Below are 26300 nucleotides of genomic sequence, written 5' to 3'. Positions count from 1 at the left end.
AAACTTAGCGTCGGCCAGTTCTTCCCCATTACTGATCGGGTGGGCGCACCTTTGATCCACTGGAGTAACTAACGTGAGCAAGCGGACTTTTCAGCCGAATAACCGCCGTCGAGCCAAGAAGCACGGCTTCCGCCTTCGTATGCGTACCCGTGCCGGCCGCGCCATCCTGGCAGCCCGCCGTGGCAAGGGCCGCACCGAGCTGTCGGCCTAAATAACTGACTCTTCGGTACACATTTCTTTGCGAGTTTAAAGGTGCTGGCCACCCGTAACCGTTTGAGGACTGCAACCGATTTTTCAACAACCGTACGTTCCGGTGTCCGCAATGGACGCCGGAACGTAGTGTTATATACGGCAGCCATTGCTGTCGACGAACCCAGCCGGATCGGGTTCATCGTTTCCAAGAGTGTAGGGAACGCTGTGGTCAGGAACCTCGTTAAGAGGAGATTGAGAGAAGCAGGTGCTGCCTCGCTGCGCGAGCATGGTACCGGTTTTGCCATAGTGGTCCGGGCGCTTCCCGCGTCCGCAACTGCCAGCTGGGACCAGCTGCTGTCGGATTACAATGCCGCATTGGAATCGACGCTGAACCGGCTGGCCAGCCGCCCACGACGGGCGGCAGCCATCGGTTCGGCCGGTACAACACAGGAGGGGACACCGCGTGCGTAACGCCACCGCCGTCGTCGTCACCCATCTCCATCCTGTTGTTGCCGCGGTGGCAATGTTCTTCTGGAACCTTCCCCGCAATATCCTCATTCTTTTGTTGAAGGCTTACCGCAAGGTGATTTCACCCTTGTACGGCCAGGTCTGCCGGTTCTTTCCTTCCTGTTCCGCCTATGCTTTGGAAGCGGTCACCGTCCATGGTGCAGTCAAGGGAAGCTGGCTGGCGCTCCGCCGCCTGGGCCGCTGCCACCCATGGAATGCCGGCGGTGTGGACCACGTCCCCGCTGGCCACCGGGAATGGCCCGAGCACCAGACCCCCACAATTGTTGTGCTGAACAACCCGGACAAGTACCTGGCTGCTCGGACTGATGGAGAAGGCCGCAGTGCGGCCTGACGAATAGGGATAAGTATGGACTTCTTTGAAACAATCATGTTTCCGTTCAAATGGCTTGTGTCCATCATCATGGTGGGATTCCATGAGGGACTGACTGCCATCGGGCTGCCGGAGGCTTCCGGCTGGACATGGACGCTGTCCATCATCGGCCTGGTGCTGGTGATCCGCGCCGCCCTGATCCCCGTTTTCGTCAAGCAGATTAAGGCGCAGCGCGGCATGCAGCTGTTGCAGCCTGACCTGAAGAAGCTCCAGGACAAGTACAAGGGCAAGACCGACCAGCTGTCCCGCCAGGCAATGGCGCAGGAACAGATGGCCATGTACAAGAAGCACGGCACCAATCCCTTCTCCGCATGCCTTCCCATGCTGATCCAGATGCCCTTCTTCTTCGCGCTGTTCACCGTGCTGTCCGGCATTTCGACGGCGAGCCGCGGGGGCGAAGGCATTGGTGCCATGAACCACGAGCAAGTGGTTCAGTTCGACCAGTCCACCATTTTCGGTGCCCCGCTTTCCGCAACCCTGCTCCACGGCACTCCTCCCGGCGGCAACGTCGTCGCCGTCTGGATCCTTTCCATCCTGATGATCCTTGCCATGACCGCCTCGCAGTTCATCACGCAGAAGCAGATCATGGCCAAGAACATGTCTGAAGAAGCCATGGCCAGCCCGTTCATGCGGCAGCAGAAGATGATGCTCTACATCCTGCCCATCGTGTTCGGCGTGGGCGGCATCAACTTCCCCATCGGAGTCCTCATCTACTGGACCACCACCAACCTGTGGACCATGGGCCAGCAGTTCTTCGTAATCCGCCGCATGCCGACGCCGGGATCCCCCGCCGCCAAGGCCCTCGCCGAACGTCGTGCCGCCAAGGGCCTCCCGGCCCTCCCCATTTTGGGGGGCAAAAAAGACGACGCGGCCGCCGACGCTGCCGCGGCTGCGGCCGTCGCCCAGGCCAAGGGCCAGCGCATCCAGCCACAACGCAAGAACAGGAAGAAGAAGTAATGTCAGCCGAGAGCACCGAACACGCCCTTTCCGAAGAGATCATTGACGATCAGGACGCGTCCGCGAACGGGGAGTCTTCCTCCCCCAAGGCTTCCTCAGCCAGCCGCCTGGAGGAGGAGGGGGACGTCGCAGCAGACTACCTTGAGGAGTTGCTGGACATCGCTGACATCGATGGGGACATCGACATTGAAGTCCGCAACGGGCGCACGTACATCTCGATCGTGACCGAGGAAGAATCCGATGCCCTGGACAGCCTGGTGGGTGAGGACGGAGAAGTCCTCGAAGCCCTTCAGGAACTCACCCGGCTTTCCGTGTTGTCTGCAACGGACAACCGGTCCCGGCTGGTACTGGATATCAATGGTTACCGGCAGGAGCGGACGGGCCACCTGCAGAAGATTGCAGAAGACGCCGCAGCGTCCGTCAAGGAAAGCGGCAAGCCGGTTGCACTGAAGCCCATGAGCGCGTACGAGCGCAAAATCGTTCACGATGCCGTTGCTGATCTTGGCCTGGTAAGTGAGTCCGAGGGTGAAGGCGCCGGCCGCCATATTGTTGTTTCCGCCCACTAGAGAATTGCTGAACCGTTAATCATGGTTGACATCACGGCAGCTGAACTGGTGGCAGCTGAGAAGATCTTCGGCGACCGGCTGGACCTGGCCAAGCGCTACGTGGAACACCTGGCCACGTCCGGTACGGAGCGCGGCCTCATCGGGCCGCGGGAGATACCACGCCTGTGGAGCCGTCACGTCCTGAACTGCGCTGTCATCGAAAGTGAAATCGCCGAGGGAAGCCACGTGGCCGACGTCGGCAGCGGTGCCGGCTTGCCCGGGCTGTGCCTTGCCATTGCACGTCCGGACCTCGAACTGACCCTGATCGAACCGCTGGAGCGGCGCGTTATCTGGCTCCAGGAAGTAGTGGACGATCTGGGACTGGACAACGTCACCGTGATGCGAACCAGGGCGGAACTGGCTGTGGGACAGGTGGAAGCCGATGTGGTTACTGCCCGGGCTGTGTCGGCCTTGAGTAATCTGGCTGGCCTGACCATTCCCCTTCTTGGCGGCCACGGTGAAGTGGTTGCCATCAAGGGCCGGAGCGCCGGCGAGGAAATTGAGAAGGCTGCGAAAGTTATCCGGAAACTGGGGGGCGTTCAGACGTCCGTTCTGACCGTGGGCGAGGGCCTGTTGGAGGAACCCACCACTGTGGTGCGCATCGTTGTAAACAAGTCCCAAAAGAAGGCCTAGTTCGGGCCCGGTAACCAAACTCTGCCGGGTCCACCAGTTAGGCTAGACAACGGCAGCAAATTTGGCCGAACGAGAGTGAGTGTGCCCCAGTGACCAGTAGCGAAGCCTCCACACAACGGATACCACCGTTTGTGTCTTTGGGGTCAGCACGTTCCGTCGCTGGTCCTTTGGGAACTCCGATAAGAGGGGGTATTCATCCCGACAGGCTGGCGGATGCATCCAAGGCCGTTGCCGTTTCACGTGAAACAACTTCTCTGGGTAGATCAAACATCATCGACGCTATTGACGATTCCAGTCCTATCGCGCGTGAACTGGCGCATGAGACCAAACGCCGCGAGCGGCTTGTGGGCCGTCAGCTTCCCCGCCCTGAGAACACGCGCGTCTTTACTGTTTCCAACCAGAAAGGTGGTGTGGGTAAAACCACCACCACCGTGAACATTGCAGCAGCCCTCGCCGCGGCGGGCCTGAACGTGCTGGTCATTGATATTGACCCACAGGGAAATGCTTCTACGGCACTGGGGATAGAACATCATGCAGATGTGGACAGCATCTATGACGTGCTGATAAACGATGTCCCCCTTGCCGACGTGGTGGCCCCATGCCCGGATATCGATAACCTCATTTGTGCACCGGCCACCATTCATCTTGCCGGCGCTGAGATAGAACTGGTTTCGCTGGTGGCACGTGAGCAGCGGCTCCGCCGCGCCATCGACGTCTATGCCAAGGTGCGGGAGAAGAACGGCGAGCAGCGGCTCGACTACATCTTTATCGACTGCCCGCCCAGTCTTGGCCTTCTTACTGTTAACGCCTTCTGCGCTGCCAACGAGGTTCTCATCCCGATTCAGTGCGAATACTATGCGCTGGAGGGACTCAGCCAGCTCCTCAAGAACATTGAGATGATCCAGAAGCACCTGAATGCTGATCTGGTGGTTTCCACCATTCTCTTGACGATGTACGACGGCCGCACAAACCTCGCCGCCCAGGTTGCCGCCGAGGTCCGCCAGCACTTCCCCGATCAGGTCCTGTCAGCTGTTGTTCCCCGTTCGGTGCGCATCTCGGAAGCGCCGAGCTACCAGCAGACCGTCATGACGTACGACCCTTCCTCCAGCGGAGCCCTGTCTTACCTGGAAGCCGCTGCCGAAATAGCAGAGCGCTAAAATCTTCACACTGCAACGACCGGAGCACGGCCAGGCCAAGCTCTACCACTGGAGGGATTACCAATGAGCGAGAAGCGACGGGGCCTAGGCCGCGGTCTTGGCGCGCTGATTCCAAGTTCCGCCGCTGCCAACGGGTCGGGAAACGCACCAACCGTGTCGCGTCCGGTGGATCTGTTTTTTCCTGAGGGGCGAAAGAAGACTGAACCTTCCGAGGAGACCGCCGAGAACGGAGCCGCGGCCAAGGCTGCCGGTGCACGTCCTGCAGCTGCCTCCACCAAGCCCTCCGCATCGAAGGCGCTGGCGGGTAAGGGAACAACTGGAAAGTCCGCAGTGCCCAAGTCCCGTACCGCCGGCAAGGACCCGGATGATGCGGCAGCGCGCTCCGGATCGGAAGCCGCCACGAATGCTGAGCCGAATGATGGGCCTGAGCAGGACAAGGTACAGACACCCGGCGGGGGCGCACCCTCAACTGCCGAAGTCCCCGCCGAACGGATTGAAGAACCGGCCCGCCCTGACTCTGGTGTTGAACTGGTGGATGTACCCGGCGCCCACTTCGCCGAGATTCCCGTGGCGGATATCCACCCGAACCGCAAACAGCCCCGCTCTGTCTTTGATGAGGACGACATGGCGGAGCTGGTTCACTCCGTGCGCGAGATCGGTGTGCTCCAGCCAATTGTCGTGCGAAAGTCAACTGAAGACGGTAGCGAACCGTATGAGTTGGTCATGGGTGAGCGCCGGTGGAGGGCAGTCCAGGCCGCGGGCCTCGAAACTATCCCCGCGATTGTCCGCGACACTACTGACGACGACCTCCTGCGCGATGCACTGCTGGAGAACCTGCACCGCAGCCAGCTGAATCCCCTGGAAGAGGCCGCGGCGTACCAGCAGCTCCTCGAGGACTTCGGCACAACCCACGAACAGCTGGCTGACCGGATTGGCCGTTCCCGTCCGCAGGTTTCCAACACCCTGCGGCTTCTCAAGCTCCCGCCGCTGGTACAGCGACGGGTGGCTGCCGGTGTACTCTCTGCCGGTCACGCCCGGGCTTTGCTGGCCCTTCCTGACGCTGCCGCAATGGAGCGGCTTGCGCAGAGAATCGTCGCCGAGGGCATGTCTGTACGGGCCACCGAGGAAGCCGTGACCTTGTACCAGGACCCGGCCAAACCTGCCAAGAACAATATTCCGCGGCCCGGCGCCCGCCATGAGCGCCTTGACTACTTGGCTTCTTCGCTTTCTGATCGGCTGGATACGAACGTGAAGATTTCCCTTGGTGTGCGCAAGGGAAAGGTGAGCATTGAGTTCGCGAGCGTGGAAGACCTGAACCGCATCATGGATGTATTGGCGCCCGGCTCAAATAACTAGCCGACGAAGACGATGAAAAGGCCTGATCCCTTTGCGGATCAGGCCTTTTCTATTTTTTCGTGTCCAGCTAGGGCATCAGTGCCAGTTCCGTTGGTTTACATAGGAGCTGGCTCGGGCTGAGTGTTGGGTCTGCATATGCCTTTCTTCAGCGCGGTCCTGATTACTGACTGACGCAAAATCTCAAGCATTGCGAGCACCGCTTTACCGCGGGCTCCCCCGGGATATCGACCTGACGCGGCAGTGAGGGCTATCTAGGAGAGGCTGCGTCCTACGGCTGAGTTCTCAACTGTGGCCCAGAAATATAGACACCCTTGCGGTGCAAGGCCAAATACTCGTCATGTTTCACGTGGAACACCCCCAGGCTAAAACTGCTAAACCATCGGACATCCTGTCCTGCGAACCCTCTGATGTGACGAGGTGCGTCAGGCACCGCACTACTGCTCGGAAATCCGCTGCTATCTACAGGTAGGGCAAGCTCCAACCAGATGGTAGGGCTGTGAAATCGCGATCCCGTGCTCAACTGCTTGCCACAGCTCGGTTGGGATGCGTTATGCGAATTGCCTCGGATGGCGGTTTAGCAATTGCGCGAAACGCAGTAGGTTAGTCGATCAGTGGTCCCTGGCGCCAAATTCCAGGCCCAAGCGGTCACCTCTCACCTCCTGAGGTCAGCTATCCTCGCTCTCCTGGTGATTCTTTCGTTGGACTCGGACGCTGGCAGCTGGGGCGTTCATAGTCACAACTCCTTCCAAAACCTGGATGCACCGACAGTTGCGATGCGATCCCGTCATGTTGGTGGCAGTGAACACCATGCATTCGGATCGTCAGGTGTCCTGATGTAGATGGGCCCGTGTACGCCTCCATTCTGTTTCACGTGAAACAGAAAACAGCTAGGTGCGGCCCCGCGGAAATGGCCATGTCAACGTACGGCGGCAGCATGGCGTAGCCTCCGTCCGGCTGCTAGACGTTCCTTCCGCGGCTCGGTGCCGCTACTTCTAAGGAGAAAGAGGCCACCCGTGCAGGGCTCATACCCCGGAGGTCTGATGCTCCTGGACCATCATCAACGGTCCTGACCAGCAGCACCATTGATGATGATCGAGCGGCATGTCTACGCTGTACTCTTTGGGCGAGGCCGAAGGCCGTTTGGAGTTGGTTGGTGGATTGTGCCGTACCTAGAGCATGTGCTTACGCCCCCGTCAGTGCCCAAGGGAAGATTGGAAAATGCGAGCACCGCCAGCGCCGAAGCGTTTTCTTGTCACTGTGACACGTAACGGCTGCTGTAGCTGTGACCATTCACTAAACTCAGCCGTGTTTCACGTGAAACGGTCGTCGCGTCTCCTGCCGTAACCCCCTCCGATGGTTTTCCGTATTGGGGCGCATCGGGGTGCCGCCTAAGTGACGAGACCCGGAGGTTCAGTGTGTGTAGCACTGGCATGGGCCGTCGCCAAGACGGGGTGTGCATGCTTGCAGGACAGTTGTGATGGGTTACGAGCAGCAGCGCATGCAGCAACTCCCCCAGGGAAACAACTAGCAATAGCACTGACGGCGACACCTAGTCACGGTGCAACGCTGTCCGGTCGGCGTCAGAACCGTGTGACCCTGAGCTTGCGACATGAGGATTGGGCCTGCCTGGTCCGGATGAGTCGGATCGGATCGGCCTAGCGTGGAACCTAGATTCGCTCCGACTGGCCTTGCGTGGATGATGAAGGCAGCATGCACGACACGACTGTGGCAGCGTGGGACGCGGTAGCGTCCCTCTGTTGCCTTGAGTGCAGCCATGCTCGCGGCCACTTCTCCGTACTTGCCTGCCTGCTCGCCACCTAACCTGATCAAGTGGCTTAGTCGACTTTCCATTCATCGCCTGTCGGTTTGTACCTTCCTTGATAGGTGCTGCAAGCCGAGGCGATATCCCGTTGGCGTAGGAATTGCACGCGCGCGACCGTGTCCGCTGGCATCGGTGTACTTGAGATGGCGGGCAGGAATGTGTTTTCGGATCGGTGGCATAGTGCCAGCGACCGCTGCGCTGGCTCTGGTTCTGGTGGTCGTCGCCATCGGCGCGCATGATTCCCCGACGCGATGACTGCCAAGAGGCAATTGTTTCGGCGCGTGGCAATGATAAGACGGTCCCTAGGAGCTGTGAACCGCCGGTGGATAAGCCTGTGGACATTGTTGTGGATATCCTTGTGGATAAGAGCCGGCTGGAGGCGGTCGTCGCGACGGGCGGTGAGCACTGTGAGTGATGGGATGGGCCAGATGCGTAAACGGCACTGGGCGGTACCAGCGCCTGGTTTCACGTGAAACGGCGGCGAGGGGCGGCGAATGCTGCGGGCACAAAGGACGCTAAACCCTAACAAGTAGGAAAACTGTGCTCCAGCCCGTCCTAGGGGGAAACATTGCTAGGCTACTGCAGTCTTTCGCGCGGAGAAAGAGCCCGGGTTGACGGGCACCATAGCGGAGGGGCCCCCGGCGACAGGGGCTGGCTGCAGGTGATTCGCGCCACGTGCTGTGGATAACGGTGTGAATATCAGTGGCATGTACCTGTGGATAACATGTGGATAAAGCGGCTCAATTTCTTCTGGTCGCGTACGGTCACAGCAGGGCCGGCCTCGGAAGATGACGAGGAAGCCTGTAGAGTTTGCAGGGATCAGCTAGCAGTTCGCCCCCGTGGAGGCCCTGGCGTAAAACGTGTCGCACCGTGCTTACTAACCGGCACCGGCTTCCACGAGCGGCACTATTCATGCAGTGCCCGTAAATCCCGGTAATGGCTTCGAGGGGCAAGTACACGGTTGCAGGCCATCATGACTCGCAAGGTCTACTAAGCGGAGTCGGGCGGTAAGTCCCCCATTCCACCCTGTCATGCAGTCGACGACCTGAAATCACCGGACACGCGGAGGTGTCCCAGGTCCTCTGCATATACAGGACCAGTGGAAGTAGCCAGCCCAAAGCCTGATGCGCTCCGGTGTGGAAGGGGGAAGGCCGCCTTATGCAGCTCGTCGTGTTTCTGATCGGTCGACGGCTGGCACTTGTGTACCGCTGCAGGCCACCGCACTCCTGATCGAGGAAGTCGCCCTCGGGGTTCCCCTAATGATTGATATCGCTTTCGGCCATTCGTGTTTCACGTGAAACGACGCACTGCCCCGGTCATACCAAGAGTCCGAACTAGCGCGGCGATAGCGCATCGGGGAGCTACACCCTGGCGCAATTTGGAAACCCAAGTGTCTGCACAAGATTGATGTCGCGACTCCAGCTCGCGGTGCATGTCCTGACCATTCTCCAGCCCACAGTGCATTTTGCGTACTCTATGGATCGAGCCTGCCCGCCTCGCGATGGACTGTGTGTTCACTCGTGTTCGCCCCTGGGGTGGAGCTGACCCCAGTTCCACATCCTGCCCTTACGGCACGATTCGCGCGCTGAGGTCAGCAGGCCGCCTGCACTCCATCGGTGCTGCGGGAGTGGCCACTCGATCCCCGATACTAGGATCGCCATGGCACGGGCAGGGGGGCCGCATGTTCGCCGGTCTAGCTGCCCTCTATCGTTTCATTTGTTGCGCTGCCCTAGTCGCCGCGGTAGAGTCTTGGGCCGCCGAGGCCTAGGCCCCACGGATGCAGCTAAAGTGTGGGAGACACAGATGGCATCCTATGCCGCACTCGTGGCTGGCCAAATTCCCTACTCCCCATACCATCCACGTCCCCGGAGCTGCTTGGAGGGTACGAGATCATGTGTAAGGAGAGGTGATTTCGAAGGAGCAGCGACTGGGCGTAGCAAGTCGGCTGTGAGTGTGTACCGCTCATCGGGTTTCGCACGCACTCTAACTACTATGCGTAGAGCAGTAGGCGTTCCCGCCGCCTTTCGCTTTTGTTTCACGTGAAACGAGCCGCTGGTCGCTAGAAAGGACGAACTACGTCTTCACGAAGAACCAAAACGAGTCTTCTTCGTGAAATCCGACGGAGACGCCAACCGTTGCACGCGAGCGTTTAAGAAGAACGTTGGATTTCTGGTCGACGGGTCTTGCACCTTCTATTAGCCGGAGTGTCCCCAAGTGGGGCGTATAGCCTCCGCTCCTCGGACTAGCGCTTGACAGGTCCGAAAGGAATTGCACGCACCGTACAAGTACATGAGGATCGACCCTGACACCGGAATTGCTCTATCCAGCCGCATAACAACTGGCCATGACTACTTCTGTAGACTCCTAGGCCAGGTTCCATCAGAGAGGCGCGTGGCCGGCAGCAGCGGCTCGCGTTGTGTTTCACGTGAAACAGCCCCATCCCCTGTCTACTTATCTCATAATCGCTCCACCAGCCTAGGACTTCTATTGCTGATGTCAGTTCGTCAGTTGTTCAGTTTCCGGTGACAACCGCCAGAACTCAACCTCATACTGCGTCCAGCACTTAGAGAGAAAAAGAAGTGGCCACCGCCCTCAGGCCGTGACCACTTCTTCCGGTTCTCGTGCCCAATGGGTCACGTCGAACGCTTACGAGAGAACGTCAGAGAACTCCTTCTCGAAAAACTGCTTGGGCTTAGCGCCAATGACGGTGCTCTTTACCTCGCCACCCTGGAACAGGTAAACAGCCGGAATAGACGTAATGCCGTACTCTGCCGCGATAGCAGGGTTGTCGTCGACATTCACCTTCACGACATCCACCTTCTCGCTGTACTCAACCGAGATCTCGTCGAGGATGGGACCCAGTTTGCGGCAGGGACCGCACCACTCAGCCCAGAAGTCGACAATAACCGGCTTGTCAGAGGACAAAACGTCCGTGCTGAAACTTGCATCCGTTACATCTTTAGCGTTGCTCATAACCTTGTCTCTCTCTTCGGGTATCTGGGGGATTAAGCGGGAAGGTCGGCCAGGTAGTGTTCCACATCGATGGCGGCTACGCAGCCGGAGCCGGAGGCTGTAATGGCCTGGCGGTACGTTGGATCCACTACATCGCCGGCGGCGAAGACGCCGGGAATGCTGGTCTTGGAGCTGCGCCCCTGGACGGCAATAGTTCCCTCGGGCGTAAGGTCGAGGACATCCTTGACCAGGTCAGTTCGTGGATCGTTTCCGATCGCAACAAAGACACCGGTGACAGCCAAGTTCGAAACGGTGCCGTCGATGAGGTTCCTCAACGTCAGCCCTGTTACTTTCTCTCCACCCAGAACGTCCTCAACGGTGCTGTTCCAGATAAAATTGATCTTCTCGTGCGCGAGGGCCCGGTCGGCCATGATTTTTGAGGCTTTCAGCGAGTCGCGGCGATGGACAACCGTAACCGATTTCGCGAACTTGGTAAGGAAGAGCGCCTCCTCCATGGCAGAATCACCGCCACCAATGACCGCGATGTCCTGGTCCTTGAAAAAGAAACCGTCACAGGTTGCACACCAGCTGACCCCGTGGCCGGAGAGCCGCTTCTCGTTGGGAAGACCGAGCTCACGGTAGGCAGAACCGGTAGAAAGGATCACGGATTTTGCCTGGAAGCTCTCGCCGGTGGCGATCGTCACCGTCTTAACGGGACCCGCAAGGTCAAGAGCTGTGACATCCTCGAACTGGATCTCAGTGCCAAAGCGTGCGGCCTGCTTTTCGAAGTTCTCCATCAAGTCCGGACCCATGATTCCCTCTGGGAACCCCGGGTAGTTCTCCACCTCAGTGGTGTTCATCAACTCACCGCCGGCAGTAACCGAACCGGCCAGCAGCAGGGGCTTGAGGTTGGCACGGGCGGTGTAGACAGCTGCCGTGTATCCTGCAGGGCCCGAGCCGACAATGATGACATCACGTACTTCGGATGCGGTGTTTTCTGCGATGGTCACTGAACGGTGAACCTCTTCCTTATTTGACGTGCCTCCCCTCGGAGGCCGGCCACATGGCACAACTGTTACCTGATGCTGAATATTCCGGGGCGCCCTGATGCGTAGCCCACAGGCGGCCGGCGGAAAGCGGCTGCCCCAGGCGCCCTTCCAAGGTTACAGTCCGGCGAAGGCAGCATCTCCCTTTGCCTTGTGCAAGCAGCGGTGCGGTGGTGTCGACTCCCCTGCCGGAACAAGGCTAAGTTGCCGGCCCGCCGCATCGGAGCAAGTCCAAGTGGAACTTTGTCCTACTGAACCCTGATCTCAGCGAGGCGGATACCGAAGCCGTAACGTGTCTTCGGAGCTGCAAGGCGTGGAAGCGAGTTGATGGATACAATCACGTATTCCGCCTCAACGGGCTCCGCCAGCGGCATGGTGAGGTCGGTGGACGTAAAGCTGTTCGTCCCAACCGCTTTTGCCCCATCCAAAGCAGGACGGTCATTGGTGTAAACGGTGATATTGCCGCCCGAACCGCCCAGCTGTGAGAGCGTGATTGACGATACCTTCGCAGGCTTCTCGAGCTTTACCACCAGGGGGACTCCCTGCGGTGCAAGGCCACCCCAGTTCTCGGTGGCAAACTCCATGTCCGACCAGTAGCTGGCCGCGTTGCCGTCGTATGCCTTGACCAGGTCGCCGTCGAAGGTCGCAGCGAAATCGAAGTTGCCCTGCCGGCTGATGCTTTCAATGGCCGGCGGAGCCGCGGGCGGCGCTGAGGTGGGCGCCTGGGTTGCCGCGGGAGTCTGGGCCGCAGCACTGCCGTCCGTTGCAGGCGCGGTGGGAACAGCCTGGGGCTGTGATGAGAAGAGGCTGCCCAGATTGGTCACGGCGAAGACAAGCCCGGCAATCAGCACCACAGCAAGAAGTCCGCCGACAAGCCACCGCATGGACCTGGGCTCCCGGGCCGGCTCGTCGTCGTTATCGTCGTCAAAGCCGGACTGCCCAGGGAAGGAAGACGCGGCAGCAGCGGGCGCCGCCGAGCGTGCAAAAACGGAAGATGTCTTCTTCTTCCCGGCCTGCTGTTCGTTCTCCGCGGGCGCGGCCTCGGCAGGCTGGTCTTCGGCGTAGGCATAGTCGTCGTCCGACCACAGGGAAACCTTCGGCTTGCTGCCCGGAGCTCCTTCCCCAGGGCTGGTTGCGCTTGAACCGGAAACTGCACCGCGGTCACCCTGGCTTACGCTCCCGCCGTGGTGATCGGACTGCCCACCAGGACGGCTGCCGGCGGCGGGGCGGGATTCCGGCCCCGCACTCGCGGCGGCAGCGCCCGGTGCGCTGGCCCCCGCAGCGCCAGCCCCTGCCGCAGCAGCCCCTGCGGCAGCAGACGCACCAGCGGACGGGCCACGTCCGGAAGAAGGAGCCGCAGCCGGCCGTGCAGGGGACTTCGGCGGCACGGCGGGTGCCGGGCGGTAGGGATCAACCTGGCTGGGGTGCGTATCGGAGTAGTTAATGTAGCCGGCCTCGACGTGGTCCTCATCGTCGTAGGGTTCCGGCTCACGTGACCTGGGCTGGCCGAAGATCTCGCTTCCCAAGGTGTCCGTGAAGAACGGTTCCACGTAGGGAGGATTGGACGCGACCACCAGGTCCAGCAGATCCGCAGCAGATGTGTGGTTGGTGATGAGGTAGGTGGCAGCCTCGGTCATGCCAAGGTCCAGCACCTGAACGGTGCCCGGACGTTCACCCGTGGCAACTTCCCGGGCGCTTTGCGCAACCTGTTCCGTGTTTCCGGGTCCAGCCACCAGGATACTGACGGGACGGTTCAGGACCTGGTCCACACCGTCCAGCACCAGATCGTGGTCATGCGAGGCCAATACAGTGGCTGTGACCTTGTAACGGCCGCCCAGTACTGATCCGACATCGATCGGGTTGGACACGTGTTCCTCCTAGACTGTCCGGGATTGCCGGCTTGGATGATGCAACCGCCGTCCAGGAGCCCGCCGGGCGGCTGACCCCTGAATGCAACTACCCCTGTACCTTTTCGATCCTAGCCGATTGCGTCCCCTCCGCCTTGGAACAAGACAGCCTGAAACGCTTCCGGGATCACTTTTTACGGGGTCTCCGGCGCTTGAAATAAGGGTTCTCGCCGGCCTTCCCCTGGAAGGTCCGGCGTCCGGGCAGCGGGATCTGATCGCGGAGGAAGCCGCCCCGTGCGGTGCTCGGCTGGTCCTCGCCGGGAAGGTAGCCGCCGTCGGTGGAATCCGGTGCGCCGCCGTCGCGCAGTTGCCGCCGGCGGGTGGCGTGCTCGGGAACATCCCGCTCGGGAGCCGGGCCGGCCCTGAAGGAGACTGCGTCAAACTCGCCGGAAATCCGGGGAATGAGCCCCGTATCCACCGAAGTGGTGGCACGTTCCGGCGCAGCCCTCCGGCGCTCCCCGGAAGCAGTCCCGGAGGCAGCTCCCGGCGTCCCCTCGGACGGGGCACCGTCCGGGGAGTCCGACGGCGGGGTCCCGCCTTCTGCAGAAGGCTCAGGCGGCCCGCCGCGGCCGAGGCGTCCCAGCAGTGGCCGCAGGAGGTCGCGCAGCTCAGCGACGCGGAACAGTTTGAGCAGCAGGAAGTAGACGGCCAGCATGACCGGGCCCACCACGATGACGGTGACCAGCGCTGTGATCCGGTTCTGCCAGGCAAAACCGTTGGGGTTGTAGCTGCCCATGAGCCAGAGGGCGCCCGCGGCGGCGATGGCTGAACCGAGCGCGGCGTATCCCATGCGGATGTAGGAGTTGACGATCCGGGCCCCGTCCAGGTGCCCCAGGAGACGCCTCAGGAAGTAGGCGCTGATGACCACGGAGAGGATATTGCCCACCATGTACAGGACCGCGATGGCGTAGATGATCTGGGTGACGGGCAGGAACTGGATGGCGAACGCTCCGGCCACGTAGACAAACGCCAGGAGCAGCTGGATGTAGAAGGGCGTCCGGGCATCCTCATTCGCGTAGAACACGCGGGACATCATGAAGTTGGCGCTCATGAACGGTGTACTGAGGGCCAGGATGGTCAGCGTTTGGGCCAGCATGACGCCGTCCTGCCGCAGGCCGCCGGAGAAGAACATGCCAAGGGGGCCGGCAAGGGCAAAGAGGGCCAGCGCCCCGAACACCGTGGCGACCGCCATGGTCCGGAGGCCGTGCGAGAGAGCATCGCGCAGCTCATCCCGGTTGCCGTCCTGCGAGGCCCGCGTCATCCGGTTAAACAGGACGGTGGCCAGGGACAGGGCAATGATGGAGTGCGGCAGGAGGTACAGCTGGCTGGCCACCTCCAGCACCGCGTTGCCGGGCAGCATGTTCGCGGCAGGGTCGCCGGCCTGCTGCAGCCGGATGCGTTCCGCACCGGGGATGGTGGCGATGCGCATGACGTACAGGAAGGCGAGTTGCCCGACGGCGGCAGTCAGCAGCGTCCATACGCTCAGCCTGGCGGCCTGGCCCAGTCCCACTCCCCGCCAGCCAAACCGTGGCCGCAGGCCCAGCCTGAGCCGGATGACCGGGATCATCAGGATGGCGGTCTGGGACACCACTCCGATGGTGGAGAATCCGGCAACCAGCAGCGTTTGGGTGTCTCCCCAGTTGTCCAAAGTATGCGGATTTACTTCATTCGCACCGAAGATCCAGATGAACATGCCAAGGCCGGCGATGGCCACTATGTTGTTCAGGATGGGAGCCCACATGGCAGGACCGAAGGCACCATTGGCATTCAGGACCTGTGTGAGCAGGGCATACAGGCCATAGAAGAAGATCTGCGGCAGGCACCAGAACGCGAAGGTGACGGCCAGCGCCTTCTGGGTGGGTGTGTATCCCTGCGTGGTCAGCTCAATGACCCAGGGTGCGGCCAACGTCACCAGCGCCGTCAGGCCCAGCAGGAGCAGCACTGCCAGCGTCAGCAGCCGGCTGATGTAGTCCGCTCCCCTGTCCGGAGCCTTGCTTGCCTTGATGATTTGCGGAACCAGGACGGCATTGAACACACCGCCTGCCACCAGCAGGAAGATCAGGTTGGGCAGGTTGTTGGCGTTGATGAAGGTGTCATTGACCGTGGAGCCGAGGCCGAGGGCTGTGCCGAGCATCCAGGTCTTGCCGAACCCGAGGAACCGGGAGACGAGCGTCCCGGCAGCCATGATGGCGCTGGAACGGGTTTCGCTGGCAGCGACTGCGCCGGGGGTGCCCTCTGTGACGGCCGGTTCGGGGGGAACGCCGTCCGGCACGGCGTCGCCCGCATCACCTGGGCGTCCGGCTTTATCGGAAGGGAAGTTGGTAGCTGACATCGAGTTCATCGTCTCACCCGTGGGCGGTTATTGCCGCAACGGGAGCGCCGGGAGTGCAGCCCTAAAGGTGCCCTGGCAGGACCTCGCGGGCCAGATCGGCGATCCGGCGCTCATTGGGGAAGGAAAGCTTACGTGCCAGCTCCTGGATGGGAACCCAGGCAACGTCCACGGCTTCCTGGTCGGGATCGTTCTCGATGGTCAGCTCGCCGCCCGTAGCCCGGAGGAGGTAATGATGGACGGTTTTGTGGACCCGATGGCCGCTCACGGTGAACCAGTAGTCGATGCTGCCCAGCGGCGCCAGGATGTCCCCTTCGATACCGGTTTCCTCGGCGATTTCCCGGACCGCTGCCTGCTCGTTGTTTTCCTTGCCCTCGGGATGGCCCTTGGGAAGGCACCACTCCAAACGTCCCCCGCGGTTTAGGCGGGCGATGATCGCAACCCTCAACTCGGCGTCGGACGTGTCCACCACCACGCCGCCGGCGGAGACTTCCTCCACCGTAGGCAGCGAGGCCGGCGCCGCATGCTGGGCAGGCGCAACGTGCGCACCGATTGCCGACGGCAACGGTGCGTTTGTCCTCCTGCCTGGAGCGCTCGGTACTGGATGGGCCATGGAGTCCACTCTAACGACTGTTGCCCGTTCGTGATGACCGGAACATGACACCAACATGGACGGCATATGACGCACTTTCCCGCGGGTGGAGGGTTTCCCCCGGATCTTGACCGTATTTTGGCCTGCCGACGCGCTGGTTTCTGACAAGCTTAAGTAACTATGGCGCACGCACATCACAAGACAGATTCCCCAACCGTCGACTTCCAGGTGGACCCGGTGGTCCTGGAGCTCGGCCAGCGCTTCGTGGACGCCGGCCACGAACTCTCGCTGGTGGGTGGGCCGGTGCGGGACCTGTTCCTGGGCAGGACCTCCCCTGACCTCGACTTCACCACCGACGCGACGCCGGACCAAACGGTGGCGTTGATCAAGAAGTGGGCGGACAACTACTGGGAGATCGGCCGCGCGTTCGGGACCATCGGCATGCGCAAGGCAGGTTTCCAGATTGAAGTCACCACCTACCGCGCAGAGGCCTACGATCCCGATTCCCGCAAGCCCGTGGTGGCGTTCGGTTCGTCGTTGACAGATGACCTGCTCCGGCGGGACTTCACCATCAACGCCATGGCCCTGAAGCTGCCGTCCCTGGAACTGGTGGATCCGTTCGGCGGCGTGCGGGACCTCCACGCCTCCGTGCTGGCCACCCCCGGGGCCCCCGAGCTCTCCTTCTCCGACGACCCGCTGAGGATGATGCGCGCCGCACGGTTCGCGGCGCAGCTGGGAGTCTCCGTCCACCCGGACGTCCATAAAGCGATGACGGACATGGCCGAACGCATCACCATCATTTCCGCGGAACGGGTGCGGGACGAACTGGTCAAGCTCATCTGCGGCGCCCAGCCGCGGGCAGGCGTGGATCTGCTGGTGGACACCGGCCTCGCCGAATTCGTGCTGCCGGAAGTCTCGGCGCTGCGCCTGGAATCGGATGAACACCACCGGCACAAGGATGTGTACCAGCATTCGCTGCAGGTGCTGGAACAGGCGGCGCAGTTGGAAACGGATGCGGAGGGTCCGGTGCCCGGGCCGGATTTCGTGCTGCGTTTCGCAGCATTAATGCACGACGTCGGCAAGCCGGCTACGCGCCGCTTCGAACCGGGCGGCGCGGTGAGCTTCCGCCATCACGACATGGTGGGGGCCAAGCTCACCTCCAAGCGGATGAAGGCGCTGCGCTTCGATAACGACACCACCAAGGCAGTGGCCCGGTTGGTGGAGCTGCATATGCGCTTCTACGGCTACGGGGAGGCCGGCTGGAGCGATTCGGCCGTCCGCCGCTACGTGACCGACGCCGGCCCGCTGCTGGAACGGCTGCACCGGCTCACCCGCTCGGACGTCACCACCCGGAACCAGCGGAAGGCTGAACGCCTGGCCTTCGCCTATGACGACCTTGAAGCCCGGATCGCCGCGCTGCGTGAACAGGAATCCCTGGACGCTGTACGTCCCGATCTTGACGGCGCCCGGATCATGGCCCTGCTGGACCTCAAACCCGGGCCCGTAGTGGGCCGCGCCTACAAGTTCCTGCTGAACGAGCGGATGGAGAACGGTCCTTTGCCCGCTGAGGAAGCGGAGGCGAGGCTGCTCCGCTGGTGGGCGGAACAGCCTGAATCTGCACCTGCCGAAGCCGGGGCTGGAACCGCTGCTGCCGGCGTCGACCTTTCTTCCGAGGAGTCCAAGTGACCAACCCTGCCTTTGCCCCCCGGCCCCAGCTCTGGATCCTCCGCCACGGTGAGACGGAATGGTCCAAGAGCGGGCAGTACACCGGACTCACTGACCTGCCCCTTACCGTGGAAGGCGAGCAGCAGGCGGTGGAGGCCCGGAAGGTCCTGGACCCTGTGGACTTCGACCTGGTGCTGACCTCCCCCCTGCGCAGGGCACGGCGGACTGCCGAACTGGCGGGCTTCCCCGACGCCCTGCATGAGCCGCTCGCCGTGGAGTGGAATTACGGGGACTATGAAGGCATCAGTTCGGACCTGATCCGGAAGGACAACCCGGATTACCTGATCTGGACCCATGGCGTGCCCAACGGGGAAACGCTGGACGAAGTGGCGGCCAGGGCGGACAAGATCATTGGCCGTGTCCTGGAGTCGGGCATGGACAATGTCCTGATCGTGGCCCACGGACATTTCTCCAGGATCCTCACCGCCCGCTGGCTGGAACTGCCTCCCACCGAGGGGCGGCACTTCATTTTGGGCACCGCAAAAGTGTGCACCCTCGGTTGGGACAAGAGGACTCCCGCTATTCTCCGCTGGGGCCTTTAAAAGGTATTTGTTCTTTCTGCAAGATACTTTTAACGAAAAGGTAGCCACGAACTTCATTTATGGTGTATTTTTATTCCTGACCCCAGAGCGTTCCTGCCGGGGTCGTGGCGCACGTTGCCGGTCCGGTTTACCGGATGGCAGCGGCAGAGCGGAAAAGGAGGTTGGGAAAATGATTACTTTGACTAGCGGACGGAAGACGATTGTCACCGCCGGCCCGGCCTCTGATGCTTTTGCGCTCCCCTTTGCGGAGCTCGCAAACTCCTAGCCTTCGCCCTTCCTGCCGGTGTTAGCCGGTAGTTTGGCTATGGCTGCTTGAGTTCGCTCCTGGCCGCCAGCGACGGTACGGCCCCGGAATCAGGCCATCGCCTGGCTGGTTCTTTTTCGGCCGGCATCTTTGCGCAAATTCCTCCTAATCAGGGCATTGCTCCCGGAATTGGCTGTTGCTGGTTTGCCCGGGTTTCATTGCCTGTATTTGTGCGCCTAAAGCGGGCGTAAATCCTTTATGCCCTTTATGCGGTATTGCCCTGCCTGAATCTGCCCTTAATCCACGATGTGTGGAGGGGCTTAATTGCCGCGCCCAGTTTGCGGGCCAGCCAGTCCCCGAAGGAGGTGACCCACATGATAAAGAAGCTCCAGCGATTTCTCTTCCGTGTAACCGCGGGAGGCAGCAGCCGGCGCCACTTCAACCGCCCCCTGCTGGAGAAGCAGCGCGAGGACGTGTTCGCACTGATGCACCAGCAGATGGGCGGCATGCGCTGACCGCAGGCGTTCACAGGAGATCCGATGAAGCACCCGATTCAGGCCAGGGAGCCCGCGCATAGACTCGCGGGCTCCCTGGCACCACCTTTCCTGGTTGTCCGGCGGCGGTAAGCTCGATTCCATGCAGGAGACCCAGCCGCCGGAGCACCACGGCCGGTCACGCCTGGTAGTGCCGAGCCGCAGTGATGTCCTGCTGCGGAACTTCACGGAACTCGTTGGCGGGCCCCTCGGAGCGAAGGCCGCGCCCGGCGTCGTCTCCCCCGGCGTTTTCACGGTGGAACGGGTCCTTGTCATCCTCACCGTTACGGCTGCCCTGCTCGGAATCCTCCTCAAGGGCTACTGCCGCGCCAACGGCTGGGACTCCCCTACGCAGTTCTACGCCACCTGCTATTCGGACTTCCCGGAAGTCTTCCGCAGCCGCGGCCTGGCGGAGGGCACCTTCCCCATCCTGGGCGGGCAGTTTGAATATCCGGTACTGATCGCCCTGATCGCAGGAGTGACGGCCTGGCTGGTTCCCGGAACCGGCCTGTCCGATGACCGGGTCCTGGCTTATTTCGACATCAATGCTGCGCTCCTGGCCGCTGTCACCGTGGTTGCCGTCCTTGCCACCGCCCGAATGAGCACCAGGCGCCCGTGGGATGCCGCCATGGTAGCCCTGGCTCCGGGCATCGTCCTGGCCGGTACCATCAACTGGGATCTCTGGGCCGTGGCCCTGCTGGCCGTGGGCATGTACTTCTTCGCCCGGGAACGGCTGGTTCCGGCCGGCATCTTCATCGGCCTTGCAGTATCAGCAAACTTGTATCCGTTGCTGATCCTGGCGGCCATGTTCCTGCTTGCCCTGCGGACCGGCCGCTTCCGGCCGCTGCTGAAGACGACGGCAGCGGCCGCTGCCGCATGGTTGGCAGCCAACCTGCCGTTCGCCGTCGCCAATCCTGCAGGCTGGCTCCACTTCTTCCAGTTTTCAGCAGACCGGGATGCCGGCTACGGCTCTCCCTGGTTCGCCTACAACCTGCTGCTGGACAGGTTGCGCGGACAGGAGCTCAGCGCCGGTGCCGTGGACGTGCTCTCCCTGGGTTTCTTTGCCGTCTCCTGTGCCCTCATTGCACTGGTTGCCCTCACTGCCCCTCGCCGCCCGCGCCTCGCGCAGCTGGCTTTCCTGATCGTGGCGGCCTTCATCCTGACCAACAAGGTCTATTCACCACAGTTTGTTGTCTGGCTGGTGCCGCTCCTGGCACTTGCGCGGCCGCGGTGGCGGGACTTCCTGGTCTGGCAGGGAGTCGAAGGCCTGCACTGGGCCGCCGTCTGGATGTACCTTGGACAAGTGACCAGCGCAGGCTCCTCCCAGCACAACCTGGATATGCCGTATTACGTCCTGGCCGTGGCGGCCCACATGGCCGCGGTCGCCTACCTGATGGCGCGGGTGACGTGGGATATTTACGACCCCACCTACGATCCCATCCGGAGGCACCACCTGGACGATCCCCACGGCGGACCCTTCAACGGCGCCCCCGACAGGTTTCGCCTGCATCCGCGGCGCAGTGCCGGCTCCACCGTCCCGGGAAAGGTCTCATCCAATGCCTGACGCAACAGTGGTGGGTGCGGGCCCCAACGGGCTGGCGGCTGCAGTGGTGATGGCACGGGCAGGGCTTTCCGTCGAAGTCTTCGAGGCTGCGGCGACCATTGGCGGGGGTACCCGCACGGTGGAACTGATGCAGCCGGAACATTTCCACGACGTCTGCTCTGCAGTGCACCCCATGGCCCTGGCATCACCGTTCTTCAGGGCGTTCGAGCTCTCACGCCGCGTGGACCTCGTTTCGCCCGATCTCTCCTACGGTTCGCCGCTGGACGGCGGACGTTCCGCCCTTGCCTACAAGTCACTCGACCGGACTGCCGCCGGGCTGGGACGGGACGGTGCAGCGTACCGGCGCCTGATGCAGCCACTGGTGAGGAACATCGACGACGTCATGGACTTCACGCAGAACCAGCTCTTCCGTATCCCCCGGAATCCCCTGGCAGCCGGAATTTTCGGGGCACGCACCGTGGAACAGGGCTCTGGTCTGTGGAACCTGCGGTTCAAGGACCAGCTCGCACCTGCCCTGCTCAGTGGGGTGGCCGCACACGCCATTTCCCACCTGCCGTCCCTGGCAGCGTCCGGGGCAGGGCTGATGCTGGGTGCACTGGGGCACGCCCAAGGGTGGCCCATACCCCTGGGCGGTTCCGCCGCAATCGCCGCCGCCCTGGCAAAGGATATCGAGGCGCATGGCGGGGTCATCCACACCAACACTCCGATAAACCGCTTGTCCGATCTCCCGCCCGCGCGTGCCACCCTGCTCGACGTTGCTCCGCGGGGACTGCTGAACATGGCCGGAGATTCCCTGCCGGACCGGTACCGGAAGTCCCTGGAGTCCTTCCGCTACGGGAACGGCTCATGCAAGGTGGACTTCATCCTCTCCGGCCCTGTGCCGTGGGCTGCCGCAGAACTGACGGATGCCGGGACGGTCCATGTGGGCGGGACCCGGGCCGAACTGGCACACTCCGAAAATGAAGTCAGCGCCGGTCGGCACCCCGAACAGCCCTACGTGCTGGTGGCCCAGCCATCCCGGTTCGACTCAGGCCGCGCCCCCGCCGGACGCCACACGCTCTGGACGTACTGCCATGTTCCAGCCGGTTCAACCAAGGACATGACGGAAGCGATCACGGCGCAGCTGGAGCGGTTTGCCCCCGGATTCCGCGACCTCGTGCTGGACACGAATGTGGTCACGGCCGCCCAACTCGAGGATTACAACCGGAACTACATAGGGGGCGACTTCAGCGTCGGCGTGATGGATATGCGCGGCCTCGTCCAGCGCCCAGTGGTGTCCCGCCATCCATGGCGGACTCCCCTGCCGGGCGTCTACCTCTGTTCCTCCGCTACCCCTCCCGGCCCCGGAGTGACCGGCATGCCCGGATACCATGCGGCAACATATGCACTAAAAGACATATTCGGGCAGGCCCTTCCCCCGCTTGGCGTCACCGCGTCCTGACCTGACCTTTGCTGGCCGGCGCCGTAAATGGCGCGGCAACACCAAGTGGGCGGGGGATAATGGCCGAATGGGGAAAATATCACAACTTTCTGTTGCCATAGCTGCGCTCATCCTGGGGACCTCCCTGGTGGCGTGCGATGACGGCAGGAGCGGCGCTGAAGCCGCGGCACAACAGTTCGCCACCGCAGTTTCTGCCCTGGACGTGGGGCCTGTGGCGTTCGACGGCAAGGATGCCGCAGTTGCCAATGACCAGCTCAAGAACGTCTTCGCGGCACTGGAACCACAAAAGCCGGCCGTGGACGCCGGAGAGGTGACGCTGGAGGGGGACAACGCATCCGCACCGCTCGACTACACCTGGAAGTTCGGCGAGGCGGAATGGAAGTACACGGTCCAGGCAAAGTTCCGGAAGTCCGGTGACAAGTGGCTGACAGTGTGGGATCCGGCCACACTGGTTCCGGGACTCGCGGACAGTGAAATCCTCACCAAGGGCTCCCAGTCTCCCCCGCGGGCGGACATTCTCGGTGCCGGGGATGTCCCGCTGGTCACGTACCGTCCGGTGGTGAATGTGGGAATCGACAAACCGCAGTTGGGCGACGCCGATCCTGCGGACGCCGCCACCAAACTCGCCACCCTCGTAGGGGTTGACCCGGCCGGCTACGCCCAGCAGGTCAAGGCCTCCGGTGCGGAAGCTTTTGTTTCCGCCATCACGCTGCGGGAAGAAGGGCGTACCATCACCAACGAGCAGATCGCGGCAATTCCGGGCGCGCGCGCCATTCCGGCTTCCGTTCCCCTCGCGCCGAGCAGAACCTTTGCCCGCGCTGTCCTGGGTACTGTCGGCGAGGCGACAGCCGAGCAGATAGAAGCCTCCGAAGGTGCCCTGACTGCTGGCGACGTGACCGGCATCGGCGGCCTGCAGCAGCAGTATGACGAGCAGCTCAGGGGGACGGACGCCGTCGTCATCCGTGCCCAGCGGGCCGACCTGACCCGCGAACAGATCCAGTCCGCGGCAACCGACCCGCGTCGGGTGCTCTTTGAAGTGGCGCCCACGCCCGGGACGCCGCTGAAGACAACCATCGATCCCAACCTGCAGTCCCTGGCGGAGACTACCCTGGCGGACGTGGGTCCGGCCTCCGCCATTGTGGCACTTCGGCCGTCCAGCGGCGCCGTCCTTGCTGTGGCGTCCGGCCCGGGAAGCAACGGCTACAACACGGCGATGCTGGGCCAGTACGCGCCTGGCTCGATCTTCAAAATGGTGGACTCGCTGGCCATGTTCCGCAATGGCCTCACGCCTGACTCGAAGGTTGAATGCCCGCCCACGCTCACGGTTGACGGACGGACCTTCAAGAACGCCGAGGGCTACCCTGAGGGCTCGCTCGGCTCCGTCAGCCTGCGCGACGCCTTTGCGCACTCCTGCAACACTGCGTTCATCGCGGCCCGGGACACCGTGTCACAGGGGCAGCTCGAGGCCGCGGCCCTTGCCATGGGCATCGCTGTGGAAGCACCGTCGCTTGGTGCCGAAGCATTCCTGGGTTCGGTTCCCGGTGAGGCAACGGGAACGGAGCACGCTGCCTCCATGATCGGGCAGGGGAAGGTGCTGCTCTCGCCTTTGGCCGCCGCCATGATGGCCGGTTCCGTGGCGAAGGGAGCGCCAGTGTCACCCCAGCTGGTCCTTAATCCCGACGGCGGCGCTGCCGCTGCCGGGACCACGAGCGGTTCCGCTGCGCCCTCCGCACAGCCTTCCGCCACGGCGACGGCGGAGGCACCCGCCGCTGCTTCCGGTGAACCCATCACCGCCGCAGAGGCCGCCTCACTGGCGGACATGATGAGGGCAGTGGTGACCTCAGGCCACGCGGGCTTCCTTTCCAGCGTTCCCGGGGCTCCGGTAGGGGCGAAAACGGGCACGGCCGAGTTCGGCGATGAGAACCCGCCCAAGACCCATGCGTGGATCGTGGCCGTGCACGGTGATCTCGCTGTCGCCGTCTTTGTGGAGGACGGCGGCCTGGGTGCCACCACCTCGGGGCCGCTGCTGAAGGAGTTCCTCACCGCTGCCGGCTAAAACTCGGATGGGCGTGCCGTGGGAAGATGGAATGCGTGGCCCATATTGACGTTTCCGGTATCGATTACTTCCTTTCCGACGGCACGCAGCTGCTCAACGGGGTGACCTTCAAGGTTCCGGACGGTACCAAGACGGCACTGATCGGCCCGAACGGCACAGGCAAGACCACGCTTTTCCGGATCATCGCGGGGGACCTGGTGCCGGATGAGGGCGTCATTGGGCGTTCCGGAAACATGGGCATCATGCGGCAGTTCGTGGGCCAGGTGCGTGACGGGTCCACGGTCCGGGACCTCCTGGTCTCTGCGGCCCCTCCTGCCCTTGCCGCGGCCGCGCGGGAGGTGGACGACGCCGAGCTTGCCATGGTGGAGTACGACGACGAGCCAAGCCAGATGCGCTACGCCCAGGCCATCGTGGACTGGGGAGACGCGGGCGGTTACGACGTCGAGACCGTCTGGGACGAGGTGTGCATGGCCGCGCTGGGACTCCCCTTCGACCGCGCGCAGCACCGCCCGGCGTCGAGCCTTTCCGGTGGCGAGCAGAAACGCCTGGTGCTTGAAGCGCTCTTTGCCGGACCGGACGAGCTGCTGCTGCTGGATGAGCCGGACAACTATCTGGACGTGCCCGGCAAGCGCTGGCTGGAGGACAAGCTGAATGAGTCCAAAAAGACGGTCTTTTTCATCAGCCACGACCGGGAACTGCTGAACAACGCCGCGGGGCGCATTGTCACACTGGAGCCCGGCATCAACGGGGCCGGGGCGTGGGTCCACGGCGGCGGCTTTGGTTCCTACGTGGAGGCGCGGGCGGACCGGAACGCCCGGTTCGAAGAACTCCGCAAACGCTGGGACGAGGAGCATGTCAAGCTCAAGGAACTCGTCAACATGTACAAAAACAAGGCGGCGTTCCGCTCCGACATGGCAAACCGGTACCACGCCGCCCAGACCAGGCTGGCGAAGTTCCTGGAGATCGGCCCGCCCGAGGCGCTGCCCATCGAACAGAACGTGCAGATGCGGCTCAAGGGCGGGCGGACCGCCAAGCGTGCCATCGTTGCGGAGCAGCTGGAACTGACGGGGCTGATGAAGCCGTTCTCCACGGAGGTGTGGTTCGGCGACCGCGTAGGTGTCCTGGGATCCAACGGCTCAGGCAAGTCACACTTCCTTCGGCTGCTGGCCACCGGCGGCACTGATCCCGAGCGGGAGCACCTGCCCGTGTCCGATGTGGAGATTGCCGAGGTGCCGCACGAAGGCACGGTGAAGCTTGGCGCCCGTATCCGGCCCGGCTTTTTTGCCCAGACCCATGTCCGGCCGGACCTGCTGGGCAAGACTCTGCTGGAGATCCTGCACCGCGGGGATGAGCACCGTTCCGGGCTTGGCCGCGAAGCCGCCGCCGGGGCACTGGACGGTTACGGGCTGGCCGGGCAGTCGGAGCAGAAGTATGAATCCCTCTCCGGCGGCCAGCAGGCCCGGTTCCAGATCCTGCTGCTGCAGCTGTCCGGTGCCACCCTGCTGCTGCTGGATGAGCCCACGGACAACCTGGACCTCCACTCCGCCGAGGCGCTGGAACGCGCCATCGACCACTTCGAGGGCACCGTCCTGGCGGTGACGCACGACCGCTGGTTCGCGCGCACCTTCGACCGCTTTCTGGTGTTCGGAGCCGATGGCAAAGTCTACGAATCCGCCGAGCCTGTCTGGGACGAGAAGCGGGTGGAGCGCGCCCGCTGACGTTTTTCTGATCAAATGATCAAGCGCTGCT

Annotated in this window: 20 protein-coding genes; 15 read left to right on the top strand and 5 right to left on the bottom strand. The window is 62.6% G+C overall.

The features are described from left to right. Positions 1-73: 73 nt before the first annotated feature. The 8 genes from rpmH to ASPHE3_RS19645 all read left to right on the top strand — a co-directional run bounded on the left by rpmH (position 74) and on the right by ASPHE3_RS19645 (position 5798). Positions 74-211: a 50S ribosomal protein L34 gene (rpmH, locus tag ASPHE3_RS21655; protein ID WP_003800212.1), complete on the top strand. Its 138-nt coding sequence runs from the start codon at positions 74-76 to the stop codon at positions 209-211. Positions 212-252: 41 nt separating this feature from the next. After that, the gene (gene rnpA, locus ASPHE3_RS21650; protein ID WP_081459877.1) at positions 253-663 is read left to right on the top strand and encodes a ribonuclease P protein component; all 411 of its coding nucleotides are present in this window, start codon (positions 253-255) and stop codon (positions 661-663) included. Then, positions 656-1051 (top strand): membrane protein insertion efficiency factor YidD, encoded by a 396-nt coding sequence (gene yidD / locus ASPHE3_RS19670; RefSeq protein WP_013602944.1) that lies wholly within the window; start codon positions 656-658, stop codon positions 1049-1051. Before rnpA ends, yidD begins: the two co-directional genes overlap by 8 nt. A 15-nt stretch (positions 1052-1066) precedes the next feature. After that, complete coding sequence (gene yidC / locus ASPHE3_RS19665; RefSeq protein WP_013602943.1) at positions 1067-2047, top strand: membrane protein insertase YidC; 981 nt, start codon at positions 1067-1069, stop codon at positions 2045-2047. Continuing rightward, a complete protein-coding gene (locus ASPHE3_RS19660; RefSeq protein WP_013602942.1) occupies positions 2047-2613 on the top strand; it encodes a Jag family protein in 567 nt (188 codons plus the stop codon). Before yidC ends, ASPHE3_RS19660 begins: the two co-directional genes overlap by 1 nt. 21 nt (positions 2614-2634) lie before the next feature. Next, positions 2635-3285 carry a 16S rRNA (guanine(527)-N(7))-methyltransferase RsmG gene (gene rsmG, locus ASPHE3_RS19655; protein ID WP_013602941.1) on the top strand — a complete coding sequence of 217 codons (651 nt, stop codon included), beginning with the start codon at positions 2635-2637 and terminating at the stop codon, positions 3283-3285. Between the two features lie 89 nt (positions 3286-3374). Then, a complete protein-coding gene (locus ASPHE3_RS19650) occupies positions 3375-4442 on the top strand; it encodes a ParA family protein (protein ID WP_013602940.1) in 1068 nt (355 codons plus the stop codon). A 63-nt stretch (positions 4443-4505) separates the two neighbouring features. Further along, positions 4506-5798, top strand: coding sequence for a ParB/RepB/Spo0J family partition protein (locus ASPHE3_RS19645; protein WP_013602939.1), 1293 nt, complete (start codon positions 4506-4508; stop codon positions 5796-5798). A 4468-nt stretch (positions 5799-10266) separates the two neighbouring features. On the opposite strand, the gene trxA is transcribed toward ASPHE3_RS19645, so the two are convergent. The 5 genes from trxA to ASPHE3_RS19620 all read right to left on the bottom strand — a co-directional run bounded on the left by trxA (position 10267) and on the right by ASPHE3_RS19620 (position 16419). Then, complete coding sequence (gene trxA / locus ASPHE3_RS19640) at positions 10267-10593, bottom strand: thioredoxin (protein WP_013602938.1); 327 nt, start codon at positions 10591-10593, stop codon at positions 10267-10269. Between the two features lie 32 nt (positions 10594-10625). Then, positions 10626-11582 (bottom strand): thioredoxin-disulfide reductase, encoded by a 957-nt coding sequence (gene trxB, locus ASPHE3_RS19635; RefSeq protein ID WP_013602937.1) that lies wholly within the window; start codon positions 11580-11582, stop codon positions 10626-10628. 284 nt (positions 11583-11866) lie between these two features. After that, positions 11867-13486 (bottom strand): protein kinase family protein, encoded by a 1620-nt coding sequence (locus ASPHE3_RS22350; protein ID WP_013602936.1) that lies wholly within the window; start codon positions 13484-13486, stop codon positions 11867-11869. Positions 13487-13652: 166 nt separating this feature from the next. After that, positions 13653-15857: a murein biosynthesis integral membrane protein MurJ gene (gene murJ / locus ASPHE3_RS19625; RefSeq protein ID WP_013602935.1), complete on the bottom strand. Its 2205-nt coding sequence runs from the start codon at positions 15855-15857 to the stop codon at positions 13653-13655. A gap of 61 nt (positions 15858-15918) precedes the next feature. Continuing rightward, positions 15919-16419 carry an NUDIX hydrolase gene (locus ASPHE3_RS19620; RefSeq protein ID WP_013602934.1) on the bottom strand — a complete coding sequence of 167 codons (501 nt, stop codon included), beginning with the start codon at positions 16417-16419 and terminating at the stop codon, positions 15919-15921. Between the two features lie 207 nt (positions 16420-16626). Here ASPHE3_RS19620 and ASPHE3_RS19615 point away from each other — a divergent pair, with 207 nt between their 5' ends. The 7 genes from ASPHE3_RS19615 (at position 16627) to ASPHE3_RS19590 (ending at position 26269) form a co-directional block, all read left to right on the top strand. Beyond that, complete coding sequence (locus tag ASPHE3_RS19615) at positions 16627-18132, top strand: CCA tRNA nucleotidyltransferase (protein WP_013602933.1); 1506 nt, start codon at positions 16627-16629, stop codon at positions 18130-18132. Continuing rightward, positions 18129-18713, top strand: coding sequence for a histidine phosphatase family protein (locus ASPHE3_RS19610; protein WP_013602932.1), 585 nt, complete (start codon positions 18129-18131; stop codon positions 18711-18713). Before ASPHE3_RS19615 ends, ASPHE3_RS19610 begins: the two co-directional genes overlap by 4 nt. Positions 18714-19331: 618 nt before the next feature. After that, on the top strand, positions 19332-19472 hold the full coding sequence (locus tag ASPHE3_RS22345; protein WP_167536968.1) for a hypothetical protein: 141 nt from the start codon (positions 19332-19334) through the stop codon (positions 19470-19472). 121 nt (positions 19473-19593) lie between these two features. Then, a complete protein-coding gene (locus ASPHE3_RS19605; protein WP_013602931.1) occupies positions 19594-21054 on the top strand; it encodes a glycosyltransferase family 87 protein in 1461 nt (486 codons plus the stop codon). Continuing rightward, positions 21047-22495, top strand: a complete 1449-nt coding sequence (locus tag ASPHE3_RS19600) for a phytoene desaturase family protein (RefSeq protein WP_013602930.1) — start codon at positions 21047-21049, stop codon at positions 22493-22495. Before ASPHE3_RS19605 ends, ASPHE3_RS19600 begins: the two co-directional genes overlap by 8 nt. A gap of 67 nt (positions 22496-22562) precedes the next feature. Continuing rightward, a complete protein-coding gene (locus tag ASPHE3_RS19595; protein WP_013602929.1) occupies positions 22563-24551 on the top strand; it encodes a penicillin-binding transpeptidase domain-containing protein in 1989 nt (662 codons plus the stop codon). A 35-nt stretch (positions 24552-24586) separates the two neighbouring features. Beyond that, complete coding sequence (locus tag ASPHE3_RS19590) at positions 24587-26269, top strand: ABC-F family ATP-binding cassette domain-containing protein (protein ID WP_013602928.1); 1683 nt, start codon at positions 24587-24589, stop codon at positions 26267-26269. Positions 26270-26300: the final 31 nt, after the last annotated feature.

The sequence above is a fragment of the Pseudarthrobacter phenanthrenivorans Sphe3 genome (assembly GCF_000189535.1).
Taxonomy (GTDB): domain Bacteria; phylum Actinomycetota; class Actinomycetes; order Actinomycetales; family Micrococcaceae; genus Arthrobacter; species Arthrobacter phenanthrenivorans.
This window is presented reverse-complemented; position numbering and strand designations above follow the sequence as displayed.

Excerpts from the sequence above, each read along its gene's own strand:
- ASPHE3_RS19615 (WP_013602933.1), top strand. The coding sequence starts at position 16,627 with ATGGCGCACGCACATCACAAGACAGATTCCCCAACCGTCGACTTCCAG.
- ASPHE3_RS19595 (WP_013602929.1), top strand. The coding sequence starts at position 22,563 with ATGGGGAAAATATCACAACTTTCTGTTGCCATAGCTGCGCTCATCCTG.
- yidC (WP_013602943.1), top strand. The coding sequence starts at position 1,067 with ATGGACTTCTTTGAAACAATCATGTTTCCGTTCAAATGGCTTGTGTCC.
- rsmG (WP_013602941.1), top strand. The coding sequence starts at position 2,635 with ATGGTTGACATCACGGCAGCTGAACTGGTGGCAGCTGAGAAGATCTTC.
- trxA (WP_013602938.1), bottom strand. The coding sequence starts at position 10,593 with ATGAGCAACGCTAAAGATGTAACGGATGCAAGTTTCAGCACGGACGTT.
- ASPHE3_RS22345 (WP_167536968.1), top strand. The coding sequence starts at position 19,332 with ATGATAAAGAAGCTCCAGCGATTTCTCTTCCGTGTAACCGCGGGAGGC.
- ASPHE3_RS19600 (WP_013602930.1), top strand. The coding sequence starts at position 21,047 with ATGCCTGACGCAACAGTGGTGGGTGCGGGCCCCAACGGGCTGGCGGCT.
- murJ (WP_013602935.1), bottom strand. The coding sequence starts at position 15,857 with ATGTCAGCTACCAACTTCCCTTCCGATAAAGCCGGACGCCCAGGTGAT.
- ASPHE3_RS19605 (WP_013602931.1), top strand. The coding sequence starts at position 19,594 with ATGCAGGAGACCCAGCCGCCGGAGCACCACGGCCGGTCACGCCTGGTA.
- ASPHE3_RS19645 (WP_013602939.1), top strand. The coding sequence starts at position 4,506 with ATGAGCGAGAAGCGACGGGGCCTAGGCCGCGGTCTTGGCGCGCTGATT.
- ASPHE3_RS19660 (WP_013602942.1), top strand. The coding sequence starts at position 2,047 with ATGTCAGCCGAGAGCACCGAACACGCCCTTTCCGAAGAGATCATTGAC.